20 protein-coding genes, 23 tRNA genes and 2 rRNA genes are annotated in these 19,647 nt (G+C 34.5%); 42 read left to right on the plus strand and 3 right to left on the minus strand.

Annotation, left to right across the window (positions count from 1 at the left end):
- The 31 genes from ER639_RS10660 to ER639_RS10805 all read left to right on the plus strand — a co-directional run.
- Positions 1–124: ribosomal RNA gene (locus ER639_RS10660) — 23S ribosomal RNA — on the plus strand; the annotation flags it as partial.
- An 88-nt stretch (positions 125–212) separates the two neighbouring features.
- Positions 213–327: ribosomal RNA gene (rrf, locus tag ER639_RS10665) — 5S ribosomal RNA — on the plus strand.
- Between the two features lie 10 nt (positions 328–337).
- Positions 338–413, plus strand: a tRNA-Val gene (locus ER639_RS10670).
- Positions 414–423: 10 nt separating this feature from the next.
- Positions 424–499: transfer RNA gene (locus tag ER639_RS10675), tRNA-Thr, on the plus strand.
- Positions 500–503: 4 nt separating this feature from the next.
- A tRNA-Lys gene (locus ER639_RS10680) sits at positions 504–579 on the plus strand.
- 28 nt (positions 580–607) lie between these two features.
- Positions 608–691, plus strand: a tRNA-Leu gene (locus ER639_RS10685).
- A gap of 7 nt (positions 692–698) precedes the next feature.
- Positions 699–773: transfer RNA gene (locus ER639_RS10690), tRNA-Gly, on the plus strand.
- Between the two features lie 37 nt (positions 774–810).
- Positions 811–899 (plus strand) — tRNA-Leu (locus ER639_RS10695).
- Positions 900–902: 3 nt separating this feature from the next.
- A tRNA-Arg gene (locus ER639_RS10700) sits at positions 903–979 on the plus strand.
- Between the two features lie 18 nt (positions 980–997).
- A tRNA-Pro gene (locus ER639_RS10705) sits at positions 998–1,071 on the plus strand.
- A gap of 19 nt (positions 1,072–1,090) precedes the next feature.
- A tRNA-Ala gene (locus tag ER639_RS10710) sits at positions 1,091–1,166 on the plus strand.
- Between the two features lie 20 nt (positions 1,167–1,186).
- A tRNA-Met gene (locus tag ER639_RS10715) sits at positions 1,187–1,260 on the plus strand.
- A gap of 37 nt (positions 1,261–1,297) precedes the next feature.
- A tRNA-Ile gene (locus ER639_RS10720) sits at positions 1,298–1,371 on the plus strand.
- Between the two features lie 11 nt (positions 1,372–1,382).
- Positions 1,383–1,475: transfer RNA gene (locus tag ER639_RS10725), tRNA-Ser, on the plus strand.
- A gap of 53 nt (positions 1,476–1,528) precedes the next feature.
- Positions 1,529–1,602, plus strand: a tRNA-Met gene (locus ER639_RS10730).
- A 7-nt stretch (positions 1,603–1,609) separates the two neighbouring features.
- A tRNA-Asp gene (locus ER639_RS10735) sits at positions 1,610–1,685 on the plus strand.
- Positions 1,686–1,692: 7 nt separating this feature from the next.
- Positions 1,693–1,765: transfer RNA gene (locus ER639_RS10740), tRNA-Phe, on the plus strand.
- 22 nt (positions 1,766–1,787) lie between these two features.
- Positions 1,788–1,863: transfer RNA gene (locus ER639_RS10745), tRNA-Thr, on the plus strand.
- Between the two features lie 7 nt (positions 1,864–1,870).
- A tRNA-Tyr gene (locus ER639_RS10750) sits at positions 1,871–1,954 on the plus strand.
- A 35-nt stretch (positions 1,955–1,989) separates the two neighbouring features.
- A tRNA-Trp gene (locus tag ER639_RS10755) sits at positions 1,990–2,063 on the plus strand.
- Positions 2,064–2,065: 2 nt separating this feature from the next.
- A tRNA-His gene (locus ER639_RS10760) sits at positions 2,066–2,138 on the plus strand.
- Between the two features lie 12 nt (positions 2,139–2,150).
- A tRNA-Gln gene (locus ER639_RS10765) sits at positions 2,151–2,222 on the plus strand.
- Positions 2,223–2,229: 7 nt separating this feature from the next.
- Positions 2,230–2,303 (plus strand) — tRNA-Cys (locus tag ER639_RS10770).
- Between the two features lie 7 nt (positions 2,304–2,310).
- Positions 2,311–2,384 (plus strand) — tRNA-Gly (locus ER639_RS12330).
- Between the two features lie 202 nt (positions 2,385–2,586).
- Entirely contained in the window at positions 2,587–3,405 is an 819-nt protein-coding gene (locus tag ER639_RS10775; protein WP_129065772.1) for a molecular chaperone DnaJ, read from the plus strand.
- Between the two features lie 4 nt (positions 3,406–3,409).
- A complete protein-coding gene (locus ER639_RS10780) occupies positions 3,410–3,808 on the plus strand; it encodes an HIRAN domain-containing protein (protein ID WP_129065773.1) in 399 nt (132 codons plus the stop codon).
- Between the two features lie 74 nt (positions 3,809–3,882).
- Positions 3,883–3,964: transfer RNA gene (locus tag ER639_RS10785), tRNA-Leu, on the plus strand.
- A 116-nt stretch (positions 3,965–4,080) separates the two neighbouring features.
- A complete protein-coding gene (locus ER639_RS10790) occupies positions 4,081–4,716 on the plus strand; it encodes a YczE/YyaS/YitT family protein (RefSeq protein WP_129065774.1) in 636 nt (211 codons plus the stop codon).
- Between the two features lie 26 nt (positions 4,717–4,742).
- Positions 4,743–5,321, plus strand: a complete 579-nt coding sequence (locus tag ER639_RS10795) for an NUDIX hydrolase (protein ID WP_164993432.1) — start codon at positions 4,743–4,745, stop codon at positions 5,319–5,321.
- 4 nt (positions 5,322–5,325) lie between these two features.
- Positions 5,326–5,805, plus strand: a complete 480-nt coding sequence (locus ER639_RS10800) for a P-loop NTPase family protein (RefSeq protein WP_205757715.1) — start codon at positions 5,326–5,328, stop codon at positions 5,803–5,805.
- A gap of 83 nt (positions 5,806–5,888) precedes the next feature.
- Positions 5,889–6,299, plus strand: a complete 411-nt coding sequence (locus tag ER639_RS10805) for a cupin domain-containing protein (RefSeq protein ID WP_129065777.1) — start codon at positions 5,889–5,891, stop codon at positions 6,297–6,299.
- Here ER639_RS10805 and ER639_RS10810 read toward each other — a convergent pair.
- Entirely contained in the window at positions 6,292–6,663 is a 372-nt protein-coding gene (locus ER639_RS10810; RefSeq protein ID WP_129065778.1) for a YkvA family protein, read from the minus strand. The two genes, ER639_RS10805 and ER639_RS10810, sit on opposite strands and share 8 nt — an antisense overlap.
- A gap of 111 nt (positions 6,664–6,774) precedes the next feature.
- Between ER639_RS10810 and ER639_RS10815 the strand changes: the two genes are divergently transcribed.
- Positions 6,775–7,596 (plus strand): phosphotransferase, encoded by an 822-nt coding sequence (locus tag ER639_RS10815; RefSeq protein WP_129065779.1) that lies wholly within the window; start codon positions 6,775–6,777, stop codon positions 7,594–7,596.
- A gap of 123 nt (positions 7,597–7,719) precedes the next feature.
- On the opposite strand, the gene ER639_RS10820 is transcribed toward ER639_RS10815, so the two are convergent.
- Together ER639_RS10820 and ER639_RS10825 are read right to left on the minus strand one after the other, a co-directional pair.
- Positions 7,720–8,727: an NAD-dependent epimerase/dehydratase family protein gene (locus tag ER639_RS10820; RefSeq protein ID WP_129065780.1), complete on the minus strand. Its 1,008-nt coding sequence runs from the start codon at positions 8,725–8,727 to the stop codon at positions 7,720–7,722.
- A 91-nt stretch (positions 8,728–8,818) separates the two neighbouring features.
- Entirely contained in the window at positions 8,819–9,373 is a 555-nt protein-coding gene (locus ER639_RS10825) for an ATP-dependent Clp protease proteolytic subunit (protein ID WP_129065781.1), read from the minus strand.
- A 181-nt stretch (positions 9,374–9,554) separates the two neighbouring features.
- Between ER639_RS10825 and ER639_RS10830 the strand changes: the two genes are divergently transcribed.
- From ER639_RS10830 to ER639_RS10875, 10 genes are all read left to right on the plus strand, one after another.
- A complete protein-coding gene (locus tag ER639_RS10830) occupies positions 9,555–10,595 on the plus strand; it encodes a PTS sugar transporter subunit IIC (protein WP_255420569.1) in 1,041 nt (346 codons plus the stop codon).
- A gap of 144 nt (positions 10,596–10,739) precedes the next feature.
- Positions 10,740–12,185 carry an ABC transporter substrate-binding protein/permease gene (locus ER639_RS10835; RefSeq protein WP_205757716.1) on the plus strand — a complete coding sequence of 482 codons (1,446 nt, stop codon included), beginning with the start codon at positions 10,740–10,742 and terminating at the stop codon, positions 12,183–12,185.
- Entirely contained in the window at positions 12,178–12,900 is a 723-nt protein-coding gene (locus ER639_RS10840; RefSeq protein ID WP_129065831.1) for an amino acid ABC transporter ATP-binding protein, read from the plus strand. The genes ER639_RS10835 and ER639_RS10840 overlap by 8 nt, the downstream gene beginning before the upstream one ends.
- 196 nt (positions 12,901–13,096) lie before the next feature.
- On the plus strand, positions 13,097–14,509 hold the full coding sequence (locus ER639_RS10845) for an ABC transporter substrate-binding protein/permease (RefSeq protein WP_129065832.1): 1,413 nt from the start codon (positions 13,097–13,099) through the stop codon (positions 14,507–14,509).
- Positions 14,502–15,224 carry an amino acid ABC transporter ATP-binding protein gene (locus tag ER639_RS10850; RefSeq protein ID WP_129065833.1) on the plus strand — a complete coding sequence of 241 codons (723 nt, stop codon included), beginning with the start codon at positions 14,502–14,504 and terminating at the stop codon, positions 15,222–15,224. The genes ER639_RS10845 and ER639_RS10850 overlap by 8 nt, the downstream gene beginning before the upstream one ends.
- 74 nt (positions 15,225–15,298) lie before the next feature.
- A complete protein-coding gene (queG, locus tag ER639_RS10855) occupies positions 15,299–16,417 on the plus strand; it encodes a tRNA epoxyqueuosine(34) reductase QueG (protein ID WP_129065783.1) in 1,119 nt (372 codons plus the stop codon).
- The gene (trmL, locus tag ER639_RS10860) at positions 16,418–16,894 is read left to right on the plus strand and encodes a tRNA (uridine(34)/cytosine(34)/5-carboxymethylaminomethyluridine(34)-2'-O)-methyltransferase TrmL (RefSeq protein ID WP_129065784.1); all 477 of its coding nucleotides are present in this window, start codon (positions 16,418–16,420) and stop codon (positions 16,892–16,894) included.
- Between the two features lie 8 nt (positions 16,895–16,902).
- The gene (gene nfsA, locus ER639_RS10865) at positions 16,903–17,640 is read left to right on the plus strand and encodes an oxygen-insensitive NADPH nitroreductase (RefSeq protein WP_129065785.1); all 738 of its coding nucleotides are present in this window, start codon (positions 16,903–16,905) and stop codon (positions 17,638–17,640) included.
- A gap of 218 nt (positions 17,641–17,858) precedes the next feature.
- On the plus strand, positions 17,859–18,995 hold the full coding sequence (nagA, locus tag ER639_RS10870; protein ID WP_129065786.1) for an N-acetylglucosamine-6-phosphate deacetylase: 1,137 nt from the start codon (positions 17,859–17,861) through the stop codon (positions 18,993–18,995).
- 19 nt (positions 18,996–19,014) lie between these two features.
- Entirely contained in the window at positions 19,015–19,629 is a 615-nt protein-coding gene (locus ER639_RS10875) for a sugar phosphate isomerase family (RefSeq protein ID WP_129065787.1), read from the plus strand.
- Positions 19,630–19,647: the final 18 nt, after the last annotated feature.

Here is a 19,647-nt window from a genome sequence, read left to right on the forward strand (position 1 = left end):
TCAAGATGAGATTTCCCAACTTCGGTTATAAGATCCCTCAAAGATGATGAGGTTAATAGGTTCGAGGTGGAAGTGCAGTAATGTATGGAGCTGACGAATACTAATCGATCGAAGACTTAATCAATTTTAAAAGATTTTTTACACGGTAATGTTTGGTTACCTAGTTTTCTTACTTATCTAGTTTTGAAGGTACAATACCTTTTAAATAATTGTCTGGTGACGATGGCAAAGAGGTCACACCTGTTCCCATACCGAACACAGAAGTTAAGCTCTTTAGCGCCGATGGTAGTTGGTCTTACGGCCCGTGAGAGTAGGACGTTGCCGGGCAATATATAATGGAGAATTAGCTCAGCTGGGAGAGCATCTGCCTTACAAGCAGAGGGTCGGCGGTTCGATCCCGTCATTCTCCACCATTTATATCATGCCGGAATAGCTCAATTGGTAGAGCAACTGACTTGTAATCAGTAGGTTGAGGGTTCAAGTCCTTTTTCCGGCACCATTCAGAGCCATTAGCTCAGTTGGTAGAGCATTTGACTTTTAATCAAAGGGTCAGAGGTTCGAATCCTCTATGGCTCACCATTTTAATAATAATCGTATTTATATATAAGCGGGTGTGGCGGAATTGGCAGACGCACTAGACTTAGGATCTAGCGCCTTTGGCGTGGGGGTTCGACTCCCTTCACCCGCACCATATCTATGCGGAAGTAGTTCAGTGGTAGAATACAACCTTGCCAAGGTTGGGGTCGCGGGTTCGAATCCCGTCTTCCGCTCCATTGAAAAGCTTAATATTACTAGCTTATTATTTAATAAGCCGGGGTGGCGGAACTGGCAGACGCACAGGACTTAAAATCCTGCGGTAAGTGATTACCGTACCGGTTCGATTCCGGTCCTCGGCACCATTAGCGCCCGTAGCTCAATTGGATAGAGCGTTTGACTACGGATCAAAAGGTTAGGGGTTCGACTCCTCTCGGGCGCGCCATTTATAATTTATCAGCTACGGGAAGTAGCTCAGCTTGGTAGAGCACTTGGTTTGGGACCAAGGGGTCGCAGGTTCGAATCCTGTCTTCCCGACTTACTAAAGCTAAAATATGGGGGCTTAGCTCAGCTGGGAGAGCGCCTGCTTTGCACGCAGGAGGTCAGCGGTTCGATCCCGCTAGTCTCCACCATATAAATTTAATATCATTTCGGCGGCGTAGCTCAGCTGGCTAGAGCGTACGGTTCATACCCGTGAGGTCGGGGGTTCGATCCCCTCTGCCGCCACTACTTTTTTTAAATAAGTGAATACCTTTTGGATTTAGGACCTTTAGCTCAGTTGGTTAGAGCAAACGGCTCATAACCGTTTGGTCGCAGGTTCGAGTCCTGCAAGGTCCACTTTATATAATGGAGGAATACCCAAGTCCGGCTGAAGGGATCGGTCTTGAAAACCGACAGGGGCTTAACGGCTCGCGGGGGTTCGAATCCCTCTTCCTCCGCCATTATTTTTTACTTCAGCAAACAACAATTGAATTTACATAATACTTATTATTATCGCGGGATGGAGCAGTCTGGTAGCTCGTCGGGCTCATAACCCGAAGGTCGGTGGTTCAAATCCGCCTCCCGCAATTAAAGTGGTCCCGTGGTGTAGCGGTTAACATGCCTGCCTGTCACGCAGGAGATCGCGGGTTCGATTCCCGTCGGGACCGCCATTTGTATGGCTCAGTAGCTCAGTCGGTAGAGCAAAGGATTGAAAATCCTTGTGTCGGCGGTTCGATTCCGTCCTGAGCCATCTTTTTATTATTTACTATTATGCCGGAATAGCTCAATTGGTAGAGCAACTGACTTGTAATCAGTAGGTTGAGGGTTCAAGTCCTTTTTCCGGCACCATTCATTTGGAGGGGTAGCGAAGTGGCTAAACGCGGCGGACTGTAAATCCGCTCCTTCGGGTTCGGCAGTTCGAATCTGCCCCCCTCCACCATTTAATTTCATATAGTTATGTTAATATATTGTTATAGGGGCATAGTTCAACGGTAGAATAGAGGTCTCCAAAACCTTTGGTGTGGGTTCGATTCCTACTGCCCCTGCCATGGCGATTGTGGCGAAGTGGTTAACGCATCGGATTGTGGTTCCGACATTCGTGGGTTCGATTCCCATCAGTCGCCCTTTATTATTAATGGGCTATAGCCAAGCGGTAAGGCAACGGACTTTGACTCCGTCACTCGTTGGTTCGAATCCAGCTAGCCCAGCTTTTAAGGCGCCATAGCCAAGTGGTAAGGCCGAGGTCTGCAAAACCTCTATCACCGGTTCAAATCCGGTTGGCGCCTCCATATACATGCGGGAGTATTTTAATTCTAAAATACGGATCTTCCTGATCCGAGTTGTAGGTGCAAGTCCTACCTTCCGCTCCATAAAAATTTTAAAATGCGGGAGTATTTCAACTTTTAGAATACGAATCTTCCTGATTTGAGATATAGGTGTAAGTCCTATCTTCCGCTCCATTTTAGTTACCATTGGGTAGCTTATTTTTTTGCACTTTTTTAGGTATAATAAGATAAATTGATATGAATCTACATATTACATAATCTTATTTTTTACCTAGAAGGTGTACATATGAAAAAGGATATTGAGAAAACAAAACATCATCTAATAGCGTTTCCTGATTTAGAACATCTGTCAGCGTCAATTAAGCAGTTAAAAGCAGAACTTTCGACATTGATACTTGAACATGATGAATTGCTATTTATTCAGTGTAGAAATATAGAAATGCAATATTCATTGCTATTTGGTGAATTAGAATATAAAGCATTTGAGAAACAATGTGAATCTCAAAGATTAAAAAGAAAAATAGATTTGATACAAATGAAGAAAAATCGACAAGAGGTTGTAAATATCCATGAAATAGAGTCACAATTAGATATAGAATTTGAATCATATCAGCAACAGCTTATGAATGAAATGAATAGGATTCAAAATGCAATTAAAAGGTATCAGTCTGAAACATTAACGGATAAAGAAGCCGTTGAAGTAAAAAGCTTGTATCGTATTATTGTAAAGAAAATTCATCCAGATATTCATCCTAATATTTCACCCGATAAATTAGAATTATTTTATAGGGCTATGACAGCCTATGATAATGGTGATTTAGAAACTTTAAGGTTAATAGCTACAGTCATTAGTGGTGATAGCATAGATGGTGATATTGGTGATAATAAAACGATATTTAAACTTCATGAAAAGTTAGATCACCAGATTCAAAAATTAAAAGCAAGCATTGAGAATATAAAAGACAATTATCCATATAATACAAAATTTATCTTGGAAGATGAAAAACAAATAAATCAGCGTAAACAAGAGCTGAATACAAATATTCAACTACATCAACAACTGATTGAACAATATGAGCAAAGAATCGATGAATTAATGAGGTGATATTATGAATGAAATTAAACCTATAGTATGTAACGGTTTGTTAAATGTTATACATTCTAAAGATACAAATCTTTCATTAAAACAGCCATTTTCAAGAGATATCTTCTTGTTTGAAACACATATTGCTGGAACAACGCACATTGATGATATTGAAATGATCGCACCTCAATTAAACGAAGGTGACCGATTAAACTTTTTTAGAGAACCTGATAATACGTATGATAAAAATGCAATCGTTATAAAAAATAATCAAAACAGAAAGATTGGGTATGTTCCAAAAGCAGATAATATTATTTTCTCGAGATTAATGGATGCCGGTAAATTATTATTTGGTAAAATCATTGATGTTGAAGAAAGAGGACGTTGGATTCAAATAAAAATAGGTATTTATTTGAACGATTAATACCACATTAAAATTGTAAAAAGTAGCATTGACACTAAAATTACCGTGTTCTATAATTATTACATTGCCTATTAGCCACCGTGGCGGAATTGGCAGACGCGCCGGACTCAAAATCCGGTTCCTTCGGGAGTGTCGGTTCGACCCCGACCGGTGGTATATTTGACAAGGTTTATGCCTTGTCTTTTTTTATGTTAAATTATATTTTTTAAATATTTAGACATATTAAGTACTATCTATTTTGTTTGTATGAGAGACATTAAAGGGGGATGTTTATGTACATAGGACATTACAAAGTGAGATGGTTATTTTTTATGACAGGGCTAGCGATAATTGGGCTAGGCATTGCATTGATGTTGAGGGGACGTCAATTTGGTTTAAGTAGTTGGGATGTACTGCATTATGGTCTTCAAAAGCAATTAGGATTAACGATTGGTTTATGGAGTATTATTATGGGCATCTTAATTGTATTGGTCACAGTCATATTTGATCGTAGGTGGCCAAAGACAGGTGTTTATATCAATATGTTAATGATCGGTACGTTTACAGATATATTCAACTATTTATTGCCGAATATCACTGGATTAATGCCACAAATCATTGTTTATAGTATTGGTTTTCTCGTACTATCATTTGGCATTGCATTCTACATAACACCTGAACTAGGAGCAGGACCGAGAGACACATTTATGTTGCTATTAATAGAAAGAACACCAATGGACTTAAAAACAGCGAGAACATTAATGGAAGTCATTGTGTTAATCATTGGTTATCTATTAGGAGGACCAGTAGGTATAGGTACAATCGTAGTTACATTATCGTTAGGTACATGTATTCAAATGTGGTTACCATTTACTAGAAAAATTTTGTCTTTATTAGGTGTTAACAGAAAAGAAATTGAAAGACTATAAACTAATATACTAAATCGGAGGTTATGATGGACTTAACATTATTATTAGATCAACAGAAACTCAATATTAGAACGTCAGTATTAATTAAACGCGGTGATGAATGGTTAATTCATCAAGGTAAAAAAGAAAAATTTGCAACTTCAATCGGTGGAAGAATTAAATTACTCGAAGATTCAAGAAAAGCATTAGCACGTGAAATTGAAGAAGAATTGAATATTAAAGTTTCAAAAGAAAGACTACAATTTAGAACAATCGTTGAGAACTTTTTTAGCTATAACAAGCAGAAGTATCATGAATTATTGTTTATATATCAATTAGAAATTACAGATGAACTAGGATTTGATAAAATCGTTGATCAACCTGATGAAACATTTGATTTCTTCTTTGTTAATCAAGAGGAACTTAAAAATATTGATATGAAACCAGAACTTTTAAAAGATATAATGTTAGGCAAGGTACAAGAAGCACATATCATTAATTATGATGAGAATTTTGGTAGTAATAATGATAAGGAAATCATCAGTTCTATTTCAGAAGCAAATGAAGATTACCAATCGACAAAACAAACTTACTCAGTTGATGAGGTATTTAATAAATATGAATAAAATCATGATAATAGGATCACCAGGTAGTGGTAAGAGTACGTTCTCCAAAGAACTTTCGAAAAAAATAAATTTGCCATTATTCCATTTAGATTTGTTAAATTGGAAAAGTGATGGGACAACTGTAGATAAATCTATATTTTTAGAAAAGCTAAAAAATATAATTGATAAGCCAAAGTGGATTATTGATGGTAATTACAATTCGTCATTAGAGATGAGATTTGAGGCTTGTGATACAGTGATATTTTTAGATTATGATGTTGAAACTTGTATTAATGGTGTTTTATATAGAAGAGGGAAGAAACGTACGGATATGCCATTTATTGAACCAGAAGAGAATATTGATGAAACGTTTTTAAATTTTGTTAAAAGTTATCCAGTAGATAGTAAGCCTGCTGTATTGAAGTTAATTGAAAAATATCATTTTAAACAAGTTTATATTTTTAAATCAAGAGATGAAGCTAAACATTTTCTAAATAACTTATAACCAAATCCGACTTGGATTTGGTTTTCTTTTTTAAGCATGATTATATCAATTGTGGGTAAAGTAAAAATAAAGGAGTGGTGAGCATGGTGAAATATGAAGAGATTAAATCGGGTGTTATTTTTGATGTGGGTCAGTCAGATCATATGATGAAGGATTTCTTTATTGGTAATAGTTTTATGAATTCACTTGTAAAAGATGAAAATGTGAATGTTACGGTTGCTAATGTTGTGTTTGAACCTGGTAGTAGAAATAATTGGCATAAGCATAATAATGGTTATCAAATTTTACTGGTTACTGGTGGTGAAGGTTGGTATCAAGAGGAAGGTAAGTCACCACAATCTCTTAAAGAAGGCGATGTTGTTGTGACACATGATGGTGTGAAGCACTGGCATGGTGCAAAAGAGGACAGTTGGTTTAGTCATATTGCAATCACTGCTGGTGAATTTGAATGGCTAGAAGCTGTTGATGATACATCATATCAGGCACTTAATTAAGGTCTGATATGAATTTACAAATGAAATAGAAGGTTAAAATCCAAATGATTAAAATAGGGATAGCATAATACCAACGTTTTAAATCATGTCTTGATAAGTTCTGTGCTTCAATTTGACATGCTTGAAATACGTCTCTGGGTATTAATTTTATAGTAATTGCGATGAATACTGGTAGTAATATCACATCATCTAAATAGCCAAGTACAGGTATAAAGTCCGGTATTAAATCGATTGGGGATAAGGCATATAAAATTGTAATCAGCGCGAGTATTTTTGCTAATACTGGCGTTTCTTTTTTATTTAATGCAATAAAGATTGCCGGTATATCAATTTTGATTTGTTTGGCACGTTGTATTAAGTTCATTGTTCATCTCCTTTGTAATAGGGTTATAATATTAATAATATTGAGTGATGTAAAGCATTACGATTGTTTATATTTGATGATAAATTACTAAAGAACAGGTTGGTTAAAGAAATGGTTCACATTAGAAGTGTTATTTATGCATTGCAAGATAAAGGTATCGTGAGTACGAAAGTAAGTATCGGTCAAATTTCAGGTGGTACATCGAGTAAGGTGTATTTACTTGAGGACAAAGGGAATAAGATGATATTAAAAATTAATGACCCTGAAGTTATTGAACAAGAAGTTTTATTTTTAAATGAATATCAATCGATTTCAAACTTTCCTAAGGTGGTTTATTTTGATGAGCGATTTCAATTCTTTATGATGGAATATGTTGTGGGGAAAATGATAGATCGACATGAATCAAAGGAAATCGTGTTAAATCAAAGCTATATATTTAAAGATTATCATTTAGCAAAGGATAATCGCGTTGGTTATGTGGATACGTTATATACAAACTTTCATGAATTTTTAAAAGTAAATGTACTTATTGATATCGACACTATTGTAAATTATGCACAAATAGATGAAGTTTTTTATATGGATAAGCTAGATACAATGCCTTTACCAAATGAGCATCCGAAATATGTACATGGTGATTTTGGTTATCATAACATGCTAGTGAATGAGAACAAAATATCTGTAATTGATCCAACACCGATGCAAAATTTAATATTATATGAACTATTGTTTATGTATTTTTCAACACCTTATGATATAAATGTAATCTCATTAAAAAGTATATACCAATTGTATATAGAATATGAAGAAATGACTTTTGATACGTTTCTTTTTTATGCTGAAGTCGTTTGTTTATTACGCATTGCAACATGTGCTAGACACCATATAGAAGAAATGCCTTTGTATATAGAAGTATTCGAAAATATTTTTTAAGAAATGTCCCCGAACGGTATTTCGGACTCTTTTTGGCAAATGAAATGTCCCCGAACAACATTTCGGACTCTTTTTGTCATCCAAAAAGTCCCCAAATCAAATCGATTCAGGGACTTTTACATTTTATATAAGTTTTAATTCAATCAAGCTTTCTGCTGAATCAATGATGGTTTGTTCAGCGGGTCTTGGTTGCCATTTCAATGATTCTGTTGCAAATTTATTCGTATGTAAGAATTGTCTATTTAACATTGGTATAAATGTTCTGAGTGGTTTGACACCAATTGCTATTGTTAGTAGTAAATTATCTGGAACGACTACAGTTTTTACGTTTTCTCCTGCTGGGCCTATTTTATAACGAAGTATTTCATTCATGCGTTTCATCATAATGTTTTCATTTAATGCGTTGATTCTTTTGTTGTTACTTGCTTCGTTTTCTAGTGCAATGATGTGTAAATCTGCAAGATCTCTTACATCAACCACTTCGAAGTTTACATTAAATGCAGGTAATTGTCCTTCTAATATTTTTTGTATGATGAGTACTGAACCATTTTGCTTTTTATCAAGCATTGGTCCAAAAACAGCACCTGGCAAAATCGTTGTGAGCGGAATTTCAGGGTATTCTTTCATAAAGTCCCAAGCTGTTTGTTCTGCCATAATTTTAGATTTACGATATGCGTTTAAATTTTTATTGTCTAGATCTGTCCAATACGTTTCATCAACTTCTTGATCAGTACAATTATTTTCAGGTGATGAAGCGGCGATAGATGATGTTAAAATGATTTTTTTGACTTTTGCATGTGTTGCACCTCTTAACACATTAAGTGTTCCTCTAACGGCTGTGTCTATTAATTTTGGATCATTTTGATTATTTCCACCTAATGGAGAAGCGATGTGCATAACTGCATCTTGTCCATGACAAATGGCTTTCCATGCAACTGGTCTTGTGATATCTGCAATTTTATATTCGAAATTTGCGAAGTTAGCATCATGATTTTCTAATAGCGCTTTAAGAAATTCACCTTTATCTTTAGTTCTTACAGTTGCTGTAACTTGATAATTTTTTTTGAGTAATTTTAAGATGGTCCAGCTTGCTACATAGCCTGTACCACCTGTTACAAGTACTTTTTTCATGATATACTCCTTTGCTTTTTTGTTTATTATATGTGTTTTTATTATTATTGTATAGAAAAAACGAGTATCTTAAAAGATACTCGTTGATTAATTAAATCTCATCACGTGATGAAATGATTTTATTTACAATGCCATATTCTAAAGCTTCTTGAGTGTTTAACCAGTAGTCACGACCTGTATGTTGTTCTACTTCTTCTACTGATTTACCTGTTTCGCGAGCGATTAATTCGTTTAGCTTTTGACGTGTACGAATGATTTCTTTCGCAGTGATTTCCATATTTGAAGCTTGTCCTTGTGTACCGCCACTTGGTTGGTGAATCATAAAGCGTGTATTCGGTAATGCGTAACGATTTTCTTTCTTACCTGATAAATAAATTAATACGCCAGCACTTACGACCCAACCAGCACCAATAATTTTTACTTCAGGTTTAATAAAGTTGATCATGTCGTGAATTAAATAACCTGAATCAACGTGTCCTCCCGGAGATGAAATGATTAATTTAATTGGCTCATCACCAGTTGATTCTAATAATAACAATTGTTTAACAACTTCTTCAGCCACTTCTGAATTGATTTCGCCAGAGATGACTATTGTACGCGTCTCGATTAATTTTTCTAATAATAAATCTTTTCTTTCTGATGACATATTTTTGCCTCCTAAGTAATGATTAATTTCATCATAAAATAATGGTCAATTTAAGTCAAAGCATATACATTTATATATTCTTAATCATTTATTTAAAATGTTTGAAGTTACAAAGTTTATCTTGTATATATGCTCATAGATGATATGATTAATGTAATTTGAGTTTAAAGGAGATAATGAAGTGAACAATGGATTGAAAGATTTTATCTTTAAAATATTGAATGGGATGGCAATGGGGATTGTGGTTGCATTAGTACCGAATGCAATGCTAGGTGAAGTATTTAAATACTTAGCAACCTTTAACCCTGTTTTTAATATATTTACTACAGCATTAATGATTTTTCAGTTTTCTTTACCTTTACTAGTAGGTGTTTGTATCAGCCATCAATTTAAATTTAATGGTATTCAAACATCAATTGTAGCAGGAAGTACACTACTAGGTTCAGGTGCCGTTGTCTTTAAAGATAAGGCATTTACGTTTGTTGGTATTGGTGATTTAATTAATATTTTGTTAGTTGCAATTATTAGTGTGTTAATTGTGAATTACCTTTATCATCGTTTAGGTACTTTAACGGTAGTAATTTTACCGATTATTGGGGGTCTAGTTCCTGGTTTAATCGGTATGGTGACTTTGCCATATGTAAAATTATTTACGGGAACACTCGGTCAAATGGTTGCGCATTTTACAACGTTAAATCCATTATTAATGAGTATTTTAATTGCTGTCACATATGCATTATTAATGGCTTCACCAATTTCAGTTGTGGCTATTGCAACAGTTATCGGACTTTCTGGGTTAGGTAGTGGTGCTGCCAACTTAGGCTGTACAGCATGTGTTTACACTTTCATCGTTGGATCAATGAAGGTCAATGATAAAGGTACAAACACTGCATTAATTATTGGTGCATCAAAAATGATGATGCCTGTTTACTTTAAAAATCCAATCATTGCTGTACCTTTATTAATTAATGGAATTGTGATGGGGATTACTGCTTATACATTTAATATTCAAGGTACACCTGCATCTGCGGGATTCTCATATACAGGTTTAGTTGGACCGATTAATGCACTTAAATTTATGGAAGGCAACTTTACTACGAACGTACTTATTTTATTAGTATGTTATATAGTGATTCCATTGACAAGTGCAGTACTTGTACATAGTACAATGAGAAAGTTTGTCCCTGTTTATAAAAAAGAAATTTATAAATTTAATATTTAATGATTCCATAGGGAAGTAGCGCTTGCTACTTCTTTTTTTATATGTAAATACAACTTTCTAAATTTTTAGAATATTTTGTATTGTTTATTTATACATACGTCATTATAATTATGTTTAGGTAAAGGGGAGGTAAAAAAATTGAAAATGTTAAAATGGCTAAAATTAGTGATAGCAATGCTTGTTTTAATGAGTGTTTTACCAGTTTCGAATGTATTTGCAAAAGCAGATCAATATGATGTTATCCAAAAACGAGGGGTTTTAAAGGTTGGATTGTCAGCAGACTTTGCACCGATGGAGTTTGAACGAACGATTAATGGTAAACGTCAGTATGCAGGTATTGACGTTGATTTAATCAAGAAAATTGCAAAAGATCAAAATGTTGAATTACAAATTGTGAACATGAGTTTTGATAGTTTATTAGGTGCGTTGAAAACTGGAAAAATCGATATGATTGCTTCAGGTATGACACCGACACCTGAACGCGAAAAGCAAGTTGACTTCTCGAATAACTATTTCTCAGTTACACAAAAAGTAATCATTCAAAAGAAAGATAAAAAGAAATTTAAAAGTTTAAAAGACTTTAAAGATGTGCCTGTATCGGTACAAAAACAAACAACACAAGAAGAATTGGCACAAAAAGAAATGCCAGACGCTGTATTAACGTCTTTAACACGCACACCAGAAGTTATCATGAGTGTGAATACAGGTAAGACTGAAGCGGCAGTCATTGATAGTATTGTTGGGGAAGCATATTTAACTCAAAATCCAAGTTTAACATTTGCTGATGTAGAGTTTAATGATTCTAAGAAAACAACAGCAATCGCAATTCCTAAAGATTCTCCGAAGTTATTAGATGCGATTAATAAATCAATCAAAGATGCGCAAGATAAAGGTTTAATTAAGCAATATGAGAAAAAAGCGCATAAACAAATGTTTGATGATGGGACATTTTTAAGTAAGTATGGCTCATTCTTTATTCAAGGTATTGGTGCGACAATATTAATCTCTATTATTGGAGTAGTATTTGGGTCATTAATCGGTGGTATTTTTGCATTCTTAAAGTTAAGTTCAAGTAAAATTTTAAAAGCAATTGCATGGGTATACATTGAGTTCATTCGTGGTACGCCATTACTTGTTCAAGTATTCTTAGTATACTTTGGTACTACAGCAGTATTAGGTTTAGATTTATCAGCATTTATTTGCGGTACAATTGCATTAATTTTAAATTGCGGTGCATATATTGCTGAAATCATACGTGCAGGTATTAAAGCCGTTGATAAAGGTCAAATGGAAGCAGCGCGTTCATTAGGTTTAAACCATGCACAAGCAATGAATAAAGTCATTATGCCTCAAGCCATTAAAAAGATTTTACCGGCATTAGGTAATGAATTTATTACTGTCATTAAAGAGTCTTCAATTGTATCTGTTATCGGGGTTTCAGAATTGATGTTTAATGCACAAGTTGTACAAGGTGCGAGCTTTGATCCATTCACGCCATTGTTAATCGCGGCAATTACTTACTTTGTTTTAACGTTTATTTTATCTCGAGTGATGAGCTTCATCGAAAGGAGAATGAGTGTTAGTGATTAAAATTAATGATTTACATAAATATTTCGGGAAAGTAGAAGTCTTAAAAGGAATTGATTTAGAAGTTAAAGAAGGTGAAGTGGTAGCTATCATCGGCCCATCAGGTAGTGGTAAATCTACGTTACTGAGATGTTTGAATTTGCTTGAAACACCAACAAGTGGTGAAATTATTTTTGAAGGCGTGCCTTTAACAGCTAAAGGTACAGATATTAATAAACTTCGTCAAAAAATGGGGATGGTATTCCAAAGCTTTAACTTATTCCCACATAAAACAGCACTTGAAAATTTAATACTTACACCATTATTACTTAAAAAGGGCTCGAGAGCTGATCTAGAAGCAAAAGGTATGGCGTTACTAGAGAAAGTAGGATTAAATGATCGTGCAAATAACTATCCTTCTCAATTGTCAGGTGGTCAAAAACAACGTGTGGCGATTGCGCGAGCACTTGCAATGGAACCCGATGTAATGTTATTTGATGAACCAACGTCAGCTCTTGACCCAGAAGTAGTTGGTGATGTGTTGGAAGTTATGAAGACACTTGCTAAAGAAGGCATGACAATGGTTGTTGTAACACATGAAATGGGTTTTGCTAGAGAAGTTGCAGACCGTGTGATTTTCATGGACCATGGTATTGTACAAGAAGATGCACCACCAGAACAATTATTTACAAATCCACAAAACGAACGTGCAAAAGCGTTCTTATCAAAAGTTTTATAATAAAAATAAAAGCTCAAATTCTCAAAAAGAATTTGAGCTTTTTTGCATGTTTTTGTATGAAATAATTTGAAAACAAATGAATTAAGAAAATTTTAAAAATCATATTGCATAAAGATACGTAAATATGTATAATTAACAAATATCAAAAGGAGTGGTTGTATTGAAGATTAGAAAATTAATTAAAATATTCATCGCGATGACATTGTTTTTATGCATGTTTCAAAATGTAACTTTTGCAAAAGATGATCAAATGGAGCTCATTAAAAAACGTGGTGAACTACGTGTTGGTTTATCTGCGGATTATGCACCGTATGAATTTGAACAAACGGTGAATGGTAAAAGGGAATATGTCGGCATTGATATTGAGCTTGCGAAAAAGATTGCCAAAGACTTAGGTGTAGAATTAAAAATTGTTAATATGAGTTTTGATAGTTTATTAGGTGCAATGAAAACTGGAAAAATCGATGTGATTATTTCAGGTATGTCACCGACACCTGAACGTAAAAAGGAAGTAGATTTTACTGACACATACATGCAAGTGACTCAACGCATGATTATTCAAAAGAAAGATCAAAAGAAATTGCAAACAGCAAAAGACTTTGATGGTAAATCTATTGGTGTACAAAAGCAAACCACTCAAGAAGAATTGGCAAAAACTGAATTACCAAATGCCAACGTGACTTCATTAACACGTGTACCTGAAATTATTATGGCATTAAATACTGGAAAAATTGATGGTCTTATCTTAGAAGGGCCAGTAGGTGAAGCATATTTATCTAAAAACACGAACTTAGCATTCTCCAAATTAGAATTTGCGAATGCTTCAAAAGGTACAGCCATTGCATTACCAAAGGATTCACCTAAATTATTAAATGCATTAAATAGTTCTATTAAAGAAGTAAAAGAAAAAGATTTAATTAAAGATTATAAGAAAAAAGCGAATACATTAATGTTTGAAGATGGTAGCTTTTTCAGTAAATATGGGACATATTTCATTCAAGGTGTTGGATTTACAGTATTATTATCACTTTTAGGTGTTGTATTTGGTTCGTTACTTGGTGGATTATTCTCATTTATGAAATTAAGCAGTAATAAACTATTAAAAGCGATTGCTTGGATTTATATTGAATTTATTCGTGGCACACCTTTACTTGTTCAAGTATTCTTAGTGTACTTTGGAACAACTGCAGTGCTTGGTTTAGACTTATCAGCATTTATTTGTGGGACAATTGCATTAATCATCAATTGTGGTGCATATATCGCAGAAATTATCCGTGCTGGTATTAAAGCAGTTGATAAAGGCCAAATGGAAGCGGCCCGTTCATTAGGAATGACACACAAGCAAGCAATGAATAAAGTCATTATGCCACAAGCGATTAAAAACATCTTACCAGCGCTAGGAAATGAATTTATTACTGTTATTAAAGAGTCTTCGATTGTATCAGTAATTGGGGTATCTGAACTGATGTTTAATGCACAAGTCGTTCAAGGTGCAAGTTTTGATCCTTTCACACCATTACTCATCGTAGCTGTTGTTTACTTCATCCTTACATTTGGACTATCAAGAATATTAGGTATCTTTGAAAGGAGAATGAGTGTTAGTGATTAAAATTAAAAATTTACATAAACAATTTGGTAAAGTAGAAGTTTTAAAAGGGATTGATTTAGAAGTTAAAGAAGGAGAAGTAGTAGCCATCATTGGTCCTTCTGGTAGTGGTAAATCCACATTATTAAGATGTTTAAACTTATTAGAATCTCCAACAAGTGGTGAAATCATTTTTGAAGGTGTGCCTTTAACAGCAAAAGGCACAGATATTAATAAGCTTCGCCAAAAAATGGGGATGGTATTCCAAAGTTTTAATTTGTTCCCACATAAAACGGTGATAGAAAATTTAATGTTAACACCACAACTGCTTAAAAAAGGAACGAAAGCGGATTTAGAAGTGAAAGCTTACGCATTACTTGAAAAAGTAGGATTAAAAGACCGTGCAACACACTATCCATCACAGTTATCAGGTGGACAAAAACAACGTGTCGCAATCGCTAGAGCCCTTGCGATGGAACCCGATGTAATGTTATTTGATGAACCAACGTCAGCTCTTGACCCAGAAGTAGTTGGTGATGTGTTGGAAGTTATGAAGACACTTGCTAAAGAAGGCATGACAATGGTTGTTGTAACACATGAAATGGGTTTTGCTAGAGAAGTTGCAGACCGTGTGATTTTCATGGACCATGGTATTGTACAAGAAGATGCAACGCCAGAACAATTATTTACAAATCCACAAAATGAACGTGCGAAAGCGTTCTTATCAAAAGTACTATAATAATGGATTGGGATATCGTGTCCCAGTCCATTTTTTATGTTAAAATATACTGTAATTATTTTTGAGGTGATCGTATCGAAAATTTAAAACAGGAAATCATCAATTATAGTAAAACGATTGGTATTAGTGCCATTGGTTTTACAACAGCTGAACCTTTTGAAGATTTAAGACCAATATTAGAAGCATATTATGCAAATAACTATCAATCTGGGTTTGAACCCGATGATATTGAAGCTAGAATTGACCCTAAGCTTTCGATGCCAAACGCGCAAAGTATTATCGCTATTGCGGTTGGTTATCCGAATAAATTAAAGGACGCACCTGCTTCTAAACGCGGTGCTCGTCGTGGCATATTTGCAAGAGCATCATGGGGGATTGATTACCATTCCTTGCTTAGAAATCGTTTAAATTTACTAGAAGCCTTCATTAAAGAACGCGTGCCAGAAGCAGAATGTTTATCGATGGTGGATACTGGTGTACTGAGTGATCGTAGTGTCGCTGAACGTGCGGGTCTTGGCTATAGTGCAAAGAATGGTTTTGTTTTAAATGAAAATTTAGGCACATGGACTTATTTAGGAGAAATGCTTGTTAATCTTCCATTTGAACCTGATACACCAGTTGTGGACAGTTGTTATGACTGTACGATTTGTATTGATAAATGCCCAACTGGTGCACTTGTTGGTAATGGACAATTAGATTCTAAAAAGTGCATTAGCTTTTTAACACAAACAAAAGGCATGATTGCTGATGAATATCGTTATAAAATAGGGAATCGTTTATATGGTTGTGATACTTGTCAGCAAGTTTGTCCTAAAAATAAAGGTATTAATGTGTTACAAGACGATATTCAATTAGAGCCAGAAATATTAAAACCACTGTTAAGACCTTTATTAACGATAAGTAATAAAGATTTCAAAAGTACATACGGCCATCTGGCAGGCAGTTGGCGTGGCAAAAAACCAATACAAAGAAATGCTATTTTAGCACTTGCGCATTTTAAAGATGATACTGCGATTGAGGATTTAAAGCATGTAGCAATTAATGATGTGCGTATTGAAATCAAAGCAACGGCATATTGGGCAATTGGACAAATTATGGGTGATGCTGAAAAAGGGTTTTTAATGAATCGATACGAAATAGAATCAGATGAATTAGTCAAAGAAGAAATATTAAAAGGATTAGAGGTAAATTAAATGTCATCAATTAATGTTGTTTTATATCAACCAGAAATACCAGCAAATACAGGGAATATCGCAAGAAGTTGTGCTGCTACTGATACGCACTTGCACTTAATACGACCATTAGGGTTTTCAACAGACGATAAAATGTTACGTCGTGCAGGGTTAGATTATTGGAAATTCGTAAACATCACATATTATGATAGTATTGAAGAATTTTTTGAAAAGACTGCAGGCGGCAAGTACTACTTATTAACGAAGTTCGGTAAAAAGCCACATACTACGTTTGATTACAGTGATACAAATGAGAAACATTATTTCATTTTCGGTAAAGAAACAACTGGATTACCTGATTGGGTAAAAGAAAAGTACATGGATACTGCACTTCGTATACCGATGAATGAAAATGTTCGATCATTAAACTTATCAAATACAGCAGCAATTTTAATTTATGAAGCATTACGCCAACAAAATTATCCTGGATTACAGTAGGTGATAATATGGAAGATGTATTAAAGTTATTACATCAACATCGTTCAATTCGAAAATTCGAAACAACAACTTTATCTAAAGAAACAGTTCAATGGTTAGTAGAAGCGGCACAAATGGCTTCTACGAGTAGTTTTTTACAAAGTTATAGTATTATTGGTGTGACTGATCCAGCTAAGAAACGTGCTTTACGTGACATTAGTGGTCAAAATTATGTTGAAGAAAATGGTCATTTGTTTGTATTTGTGATTGATTTTCATAAACATGAGCAACTTGCAAAAAGAAACGGTAAAAATATTGCACAAAATTTAGGCAATACAGAAAGCTTTATTGTAGGAACAGTTGATGCGGCACTTGCTGCTCAAAATATGAGTATTGCTGCAGAAAGTATGGGTTTAGGCATTTGTTTTATTGGAAGTTTAAGAAATGATATTCAACAAGTTGCTGAAATACTAGAATTACCTGAATTTGTTGTACCTTTATTCGGTTTAGTTGTAGGTATCCCAACAGATAAAGGCAGTCAGAAGGCACGTTTACCATTTGAAACCATTTATCATGAAAATGGCTATCAAGCATTTGATTATGAACAATATGAGGCTTATGACGAATTGATTAGTCAATATTATGCGGATAGAACGAATGGTAAAAGAAGTGATCTATGGTCAGATCAAGTGGTAGGTATGTTAAAAGAGAAATCAAGAGAAGATGTAGATGTTTTTGTGAAATCTAAAGGTTTCTTACAACAATAAAAAAAGCTGTGCCTGAGCACAGCTTCTTATTTATTTAAGTCTTCTTCTCTTACACCATAATTTGATTCACGGCCTGCAGTTAATAATGCTGTTAAAAATGAAATAACGACCATGCCAATTAATAAAGTTTTCATTAAAGTTATCCCCCTAATGGTTTAATATATTAATTATATAACAAGAATGCAAATTTTTAAATAGCGAATTAAAAGGTGATGTAAATGAAAGTATTCACAAACGGAAAAATATATACAGAGCAAGGTGTCATAGACAACGGTTATATCATTGTTAAAGATGGTACGATTGAGTCTATTCATCATGGATCGTATCAAGGAGATTTAGAAACAATTGATTGTAAAGGTCAACATGTATTACCTGGCTTTATTGATATTCACATTCATGGTGGTTACAGTTTTGATACGATGGATGCAACTAAAGAAGCGATTTCAGGTCTTGCCAAAAATTTAGTATCTGAAGGGACGACGAGTTTTTTACCGACAACCATGACTGATGATATAGAACGCGTAAAAAAAGCATTGGCCAATATTGCAGATTATCAAAACAACGAATTTGCAGAAGTACTTGGTATTCATTTAGAAGGGCCATTCATTTCTGAACATAAAGTGGGTGCACAAAATCCAAAGTACGTGATTAGACCCACTGTTGAACTTGTTCATGAATTACAAAAGGTAAGTAACAATCAAATAAAAATCGTAACCATTGCTCCTGAAGTGGAAGGTGCATTAGAGGTCATTGAACAATGTGATGATATTATTTTTTCAGCGGGACACACTATCGTTGATTTTGATGGCATGAATAACGCTGTGACTAAAGGGTTAAAGCATATCACGCATTTATATAATGCAGCAACACCTTTTACACATCGAGCACCTGGCGCATTTGGTGCCGCATTATTAAATGATGATTTAAAAACAGAATGTATCGTTGATGGCGTACACTCACATCCTGGTTCGGTTGCAATCGCTTATCGCATGAAAGGGAATACGAAGTTTATGGTGATTACTGATGCGATGCGTGCAAAAGGATTAGGCGATGGTGCTTCAGAACTAGGTGGACAGGCAGTTTATGTTAAAGGACAAGAAGCAAGACTTGAAGATGGTACGTTAGCGGGTAGTGTTTTAAAAATGAATGAAGGATTAAAGTTATTAAAACAATTTACAAACGAAACTATTGAAACACTTTGGCGTGTGATGAGTTTAAATCAAGCTGAAAGTTTAGGTGTTGATGACCGCTTAGGAAGTATCAAAGAGCAAAAGCAAGCAGATTTTGTTATAATAGATGATGAAATAAATGTTTTAACTACAGTTAAAAAAGGGTATACGGTGTATAACAGATAGAACTTCAGGAGGCGTTATTATGGCAATGAATTTTAAAATCTTTGAAAATAAGCAAATCGTAAGTGAGTATGCAGCAGATTTATTCCGTAAACAATTAAATAATAATCCAACTTCGATTGTTGCGGTAGCTTTAAATGATGAAGCGGATTTAGTATTAGATGCTGTAAAAGCAGATGTACAAAAAAATGCAGTTGATATGAGCCAAATTCACGTTTTTGATTATGACCAAAAGAAAGATGCATATTCAAATATTGGTCTTGTTGAACGTCAATATCATGCTGCAGGTAAAGACAAAGGTATTATTGATTTAATTAAATCAGAAGCTAAAACAAAAGAAAATAAAGGTAAATTAACAACACTTTTCGCCTCTTTAGATTCAGATGGATCAGTCGGATATCAATATATTGGTCAAAAAGAAGATACAGGATTACGTGCAGCACGTGAAATCGTAATTGTTGCAACAGGTGCGAATAAAGCATCGTTGATTGAAAAGTTATATCAAACTGAAGCTGGTGGCAATTTTGAAGCAGCAAATTTAAAAACACATCGCATGGTTAATGTGATTTTAGATTTAGAAGCAGCGGCTGGATTACCAGAAGATGTGAAAGAATATTACTTTAGTAAATTTGCTTAACATTATTAAAGGAAGTGA

The organism is Macrococcus sp. DPC7161, from assembly GCF_004117835.1.
Taxonomy (GTDB): Bacteria; Bacillota; Bacilli; order Staphylococcales; family Staphylococcaceae; genus SDSC01.

What these genes read in the sequence shown, in the direction of transcription:
- ER639_RS10775 (WP_129065772.1), top strand. Translation starts at nt 2,587, where the DNA reads ATGAAAAAGGATATTGAGAAAACAAAACATCATCTAATAGCGTTTCCT.
- ER639_RS10780 (WP_129065773.1), top strand. Translation starts at nt 3,410, where the DNA reads ATGAATGAAATTAAACCTATAGTATGTAACGGTTTGTTAAATGTTATA.
- ER639_RS10790 (WP_129065774.1), top strand. Translation starts at nt 4,081, where the DNA reads ATGTACATAGGACATTACAAAGTGAGATGGTTATTTTTTATGACAGGG.
- ER639_RS10795 (WP_164993432.1), top strand. Translation starts at nt 4,743, where the DNA reads ATGGACTTAACATTATTATTAGATCAACAGAAACTCAATATTAGAACG.
- ER639_RS10800 (WP_205757715.1), top strand. Translation starts at nt 5,326, where the DNA reads ATGATAATAGGATCACCAGGTAGTGGTAAGAGTACGTTCTCCAAAGAA.
- ER639_RS10805 (WP_129065777.1), top strand. Translation starts at nt 5,889, where the DNA reads ATGGTGAAATATGAAGAGATTAAATCGGGTGTTATTTTTGATGTGGGT.
- ER639_RS10810 (WP_129065778.1), bottom strand. Translation starts at nt 6,663, where the DNA reads ATGAACTTAATACAACGTGCCAAACAAATCAAAATTGATATACCGGCA.
- ER639_RS10815 (WP_129065779.1), top strand. Translation starts at nt 6,775, where the DNA reads ATGGTTCACATTAGAAGTGTTATTTATGCATTGCAAGATAAAGGTATC.
- ER639_RS10820 (WP_129065780.1), bottom strand. Translation starts at nt 8,727, where the DNA reads ATGAAAAAAGTACTTGTAACAGGTGGTACAGGCTATGTAGCAAGCTGG.
- ER639_RS10825 (WP_129065781.1), bottom strand. Translation starts at nt 9,373, where the DNA reads ATGTCATCAGAAAGAAAAGATTTATTATTAGAAAAATTAATCGAGACG.
- ER639_RS10835 (WP_205757716.1), top strand. Translation starts at nt 10,740, where the DNA reads ATGTTAAAATGGCTAAAATTAGTGATAGCAATGCTTGTTTTAATGAGT.
- ER639_RS10845 (WP_129065832.1), top strand. Translation starts at nt 13,097, where the DNA reads ATGACATTGTTTTTATGCATGTTTCAAAATGTAACTTTTGCAAAAGAT.
- trmL (WP_129065784.1), top strand. Translation starts at nt 16,418, where the DNA reads ATGTCATCAATTAATGTTGTTTTATATCAACCAGAAATACCAGCAAAT.
- nfsA (WP_129065785.1), top strand. Translation starts at nt 16,903, where the DNA reads ATGGAAGATGTATTAAAGTTATTACATCAACATCGTTCAATTCGAAAA.
- nagA (WP_129065786.1), top strand. Translation starts at nt 17,859, where the DNA reads ATGAAAGTATTCACAAACGGAAAAATATATACAGAGCAAGGTGTCATA.
- ER639_RS10875 (WP_129065787.1), top strand. Translation starts at nt 19,015, where the DNA reads ATGGCAATGAATTTTAAAATCTTTGAAAATAAGCAAATCGTAAGTGAG.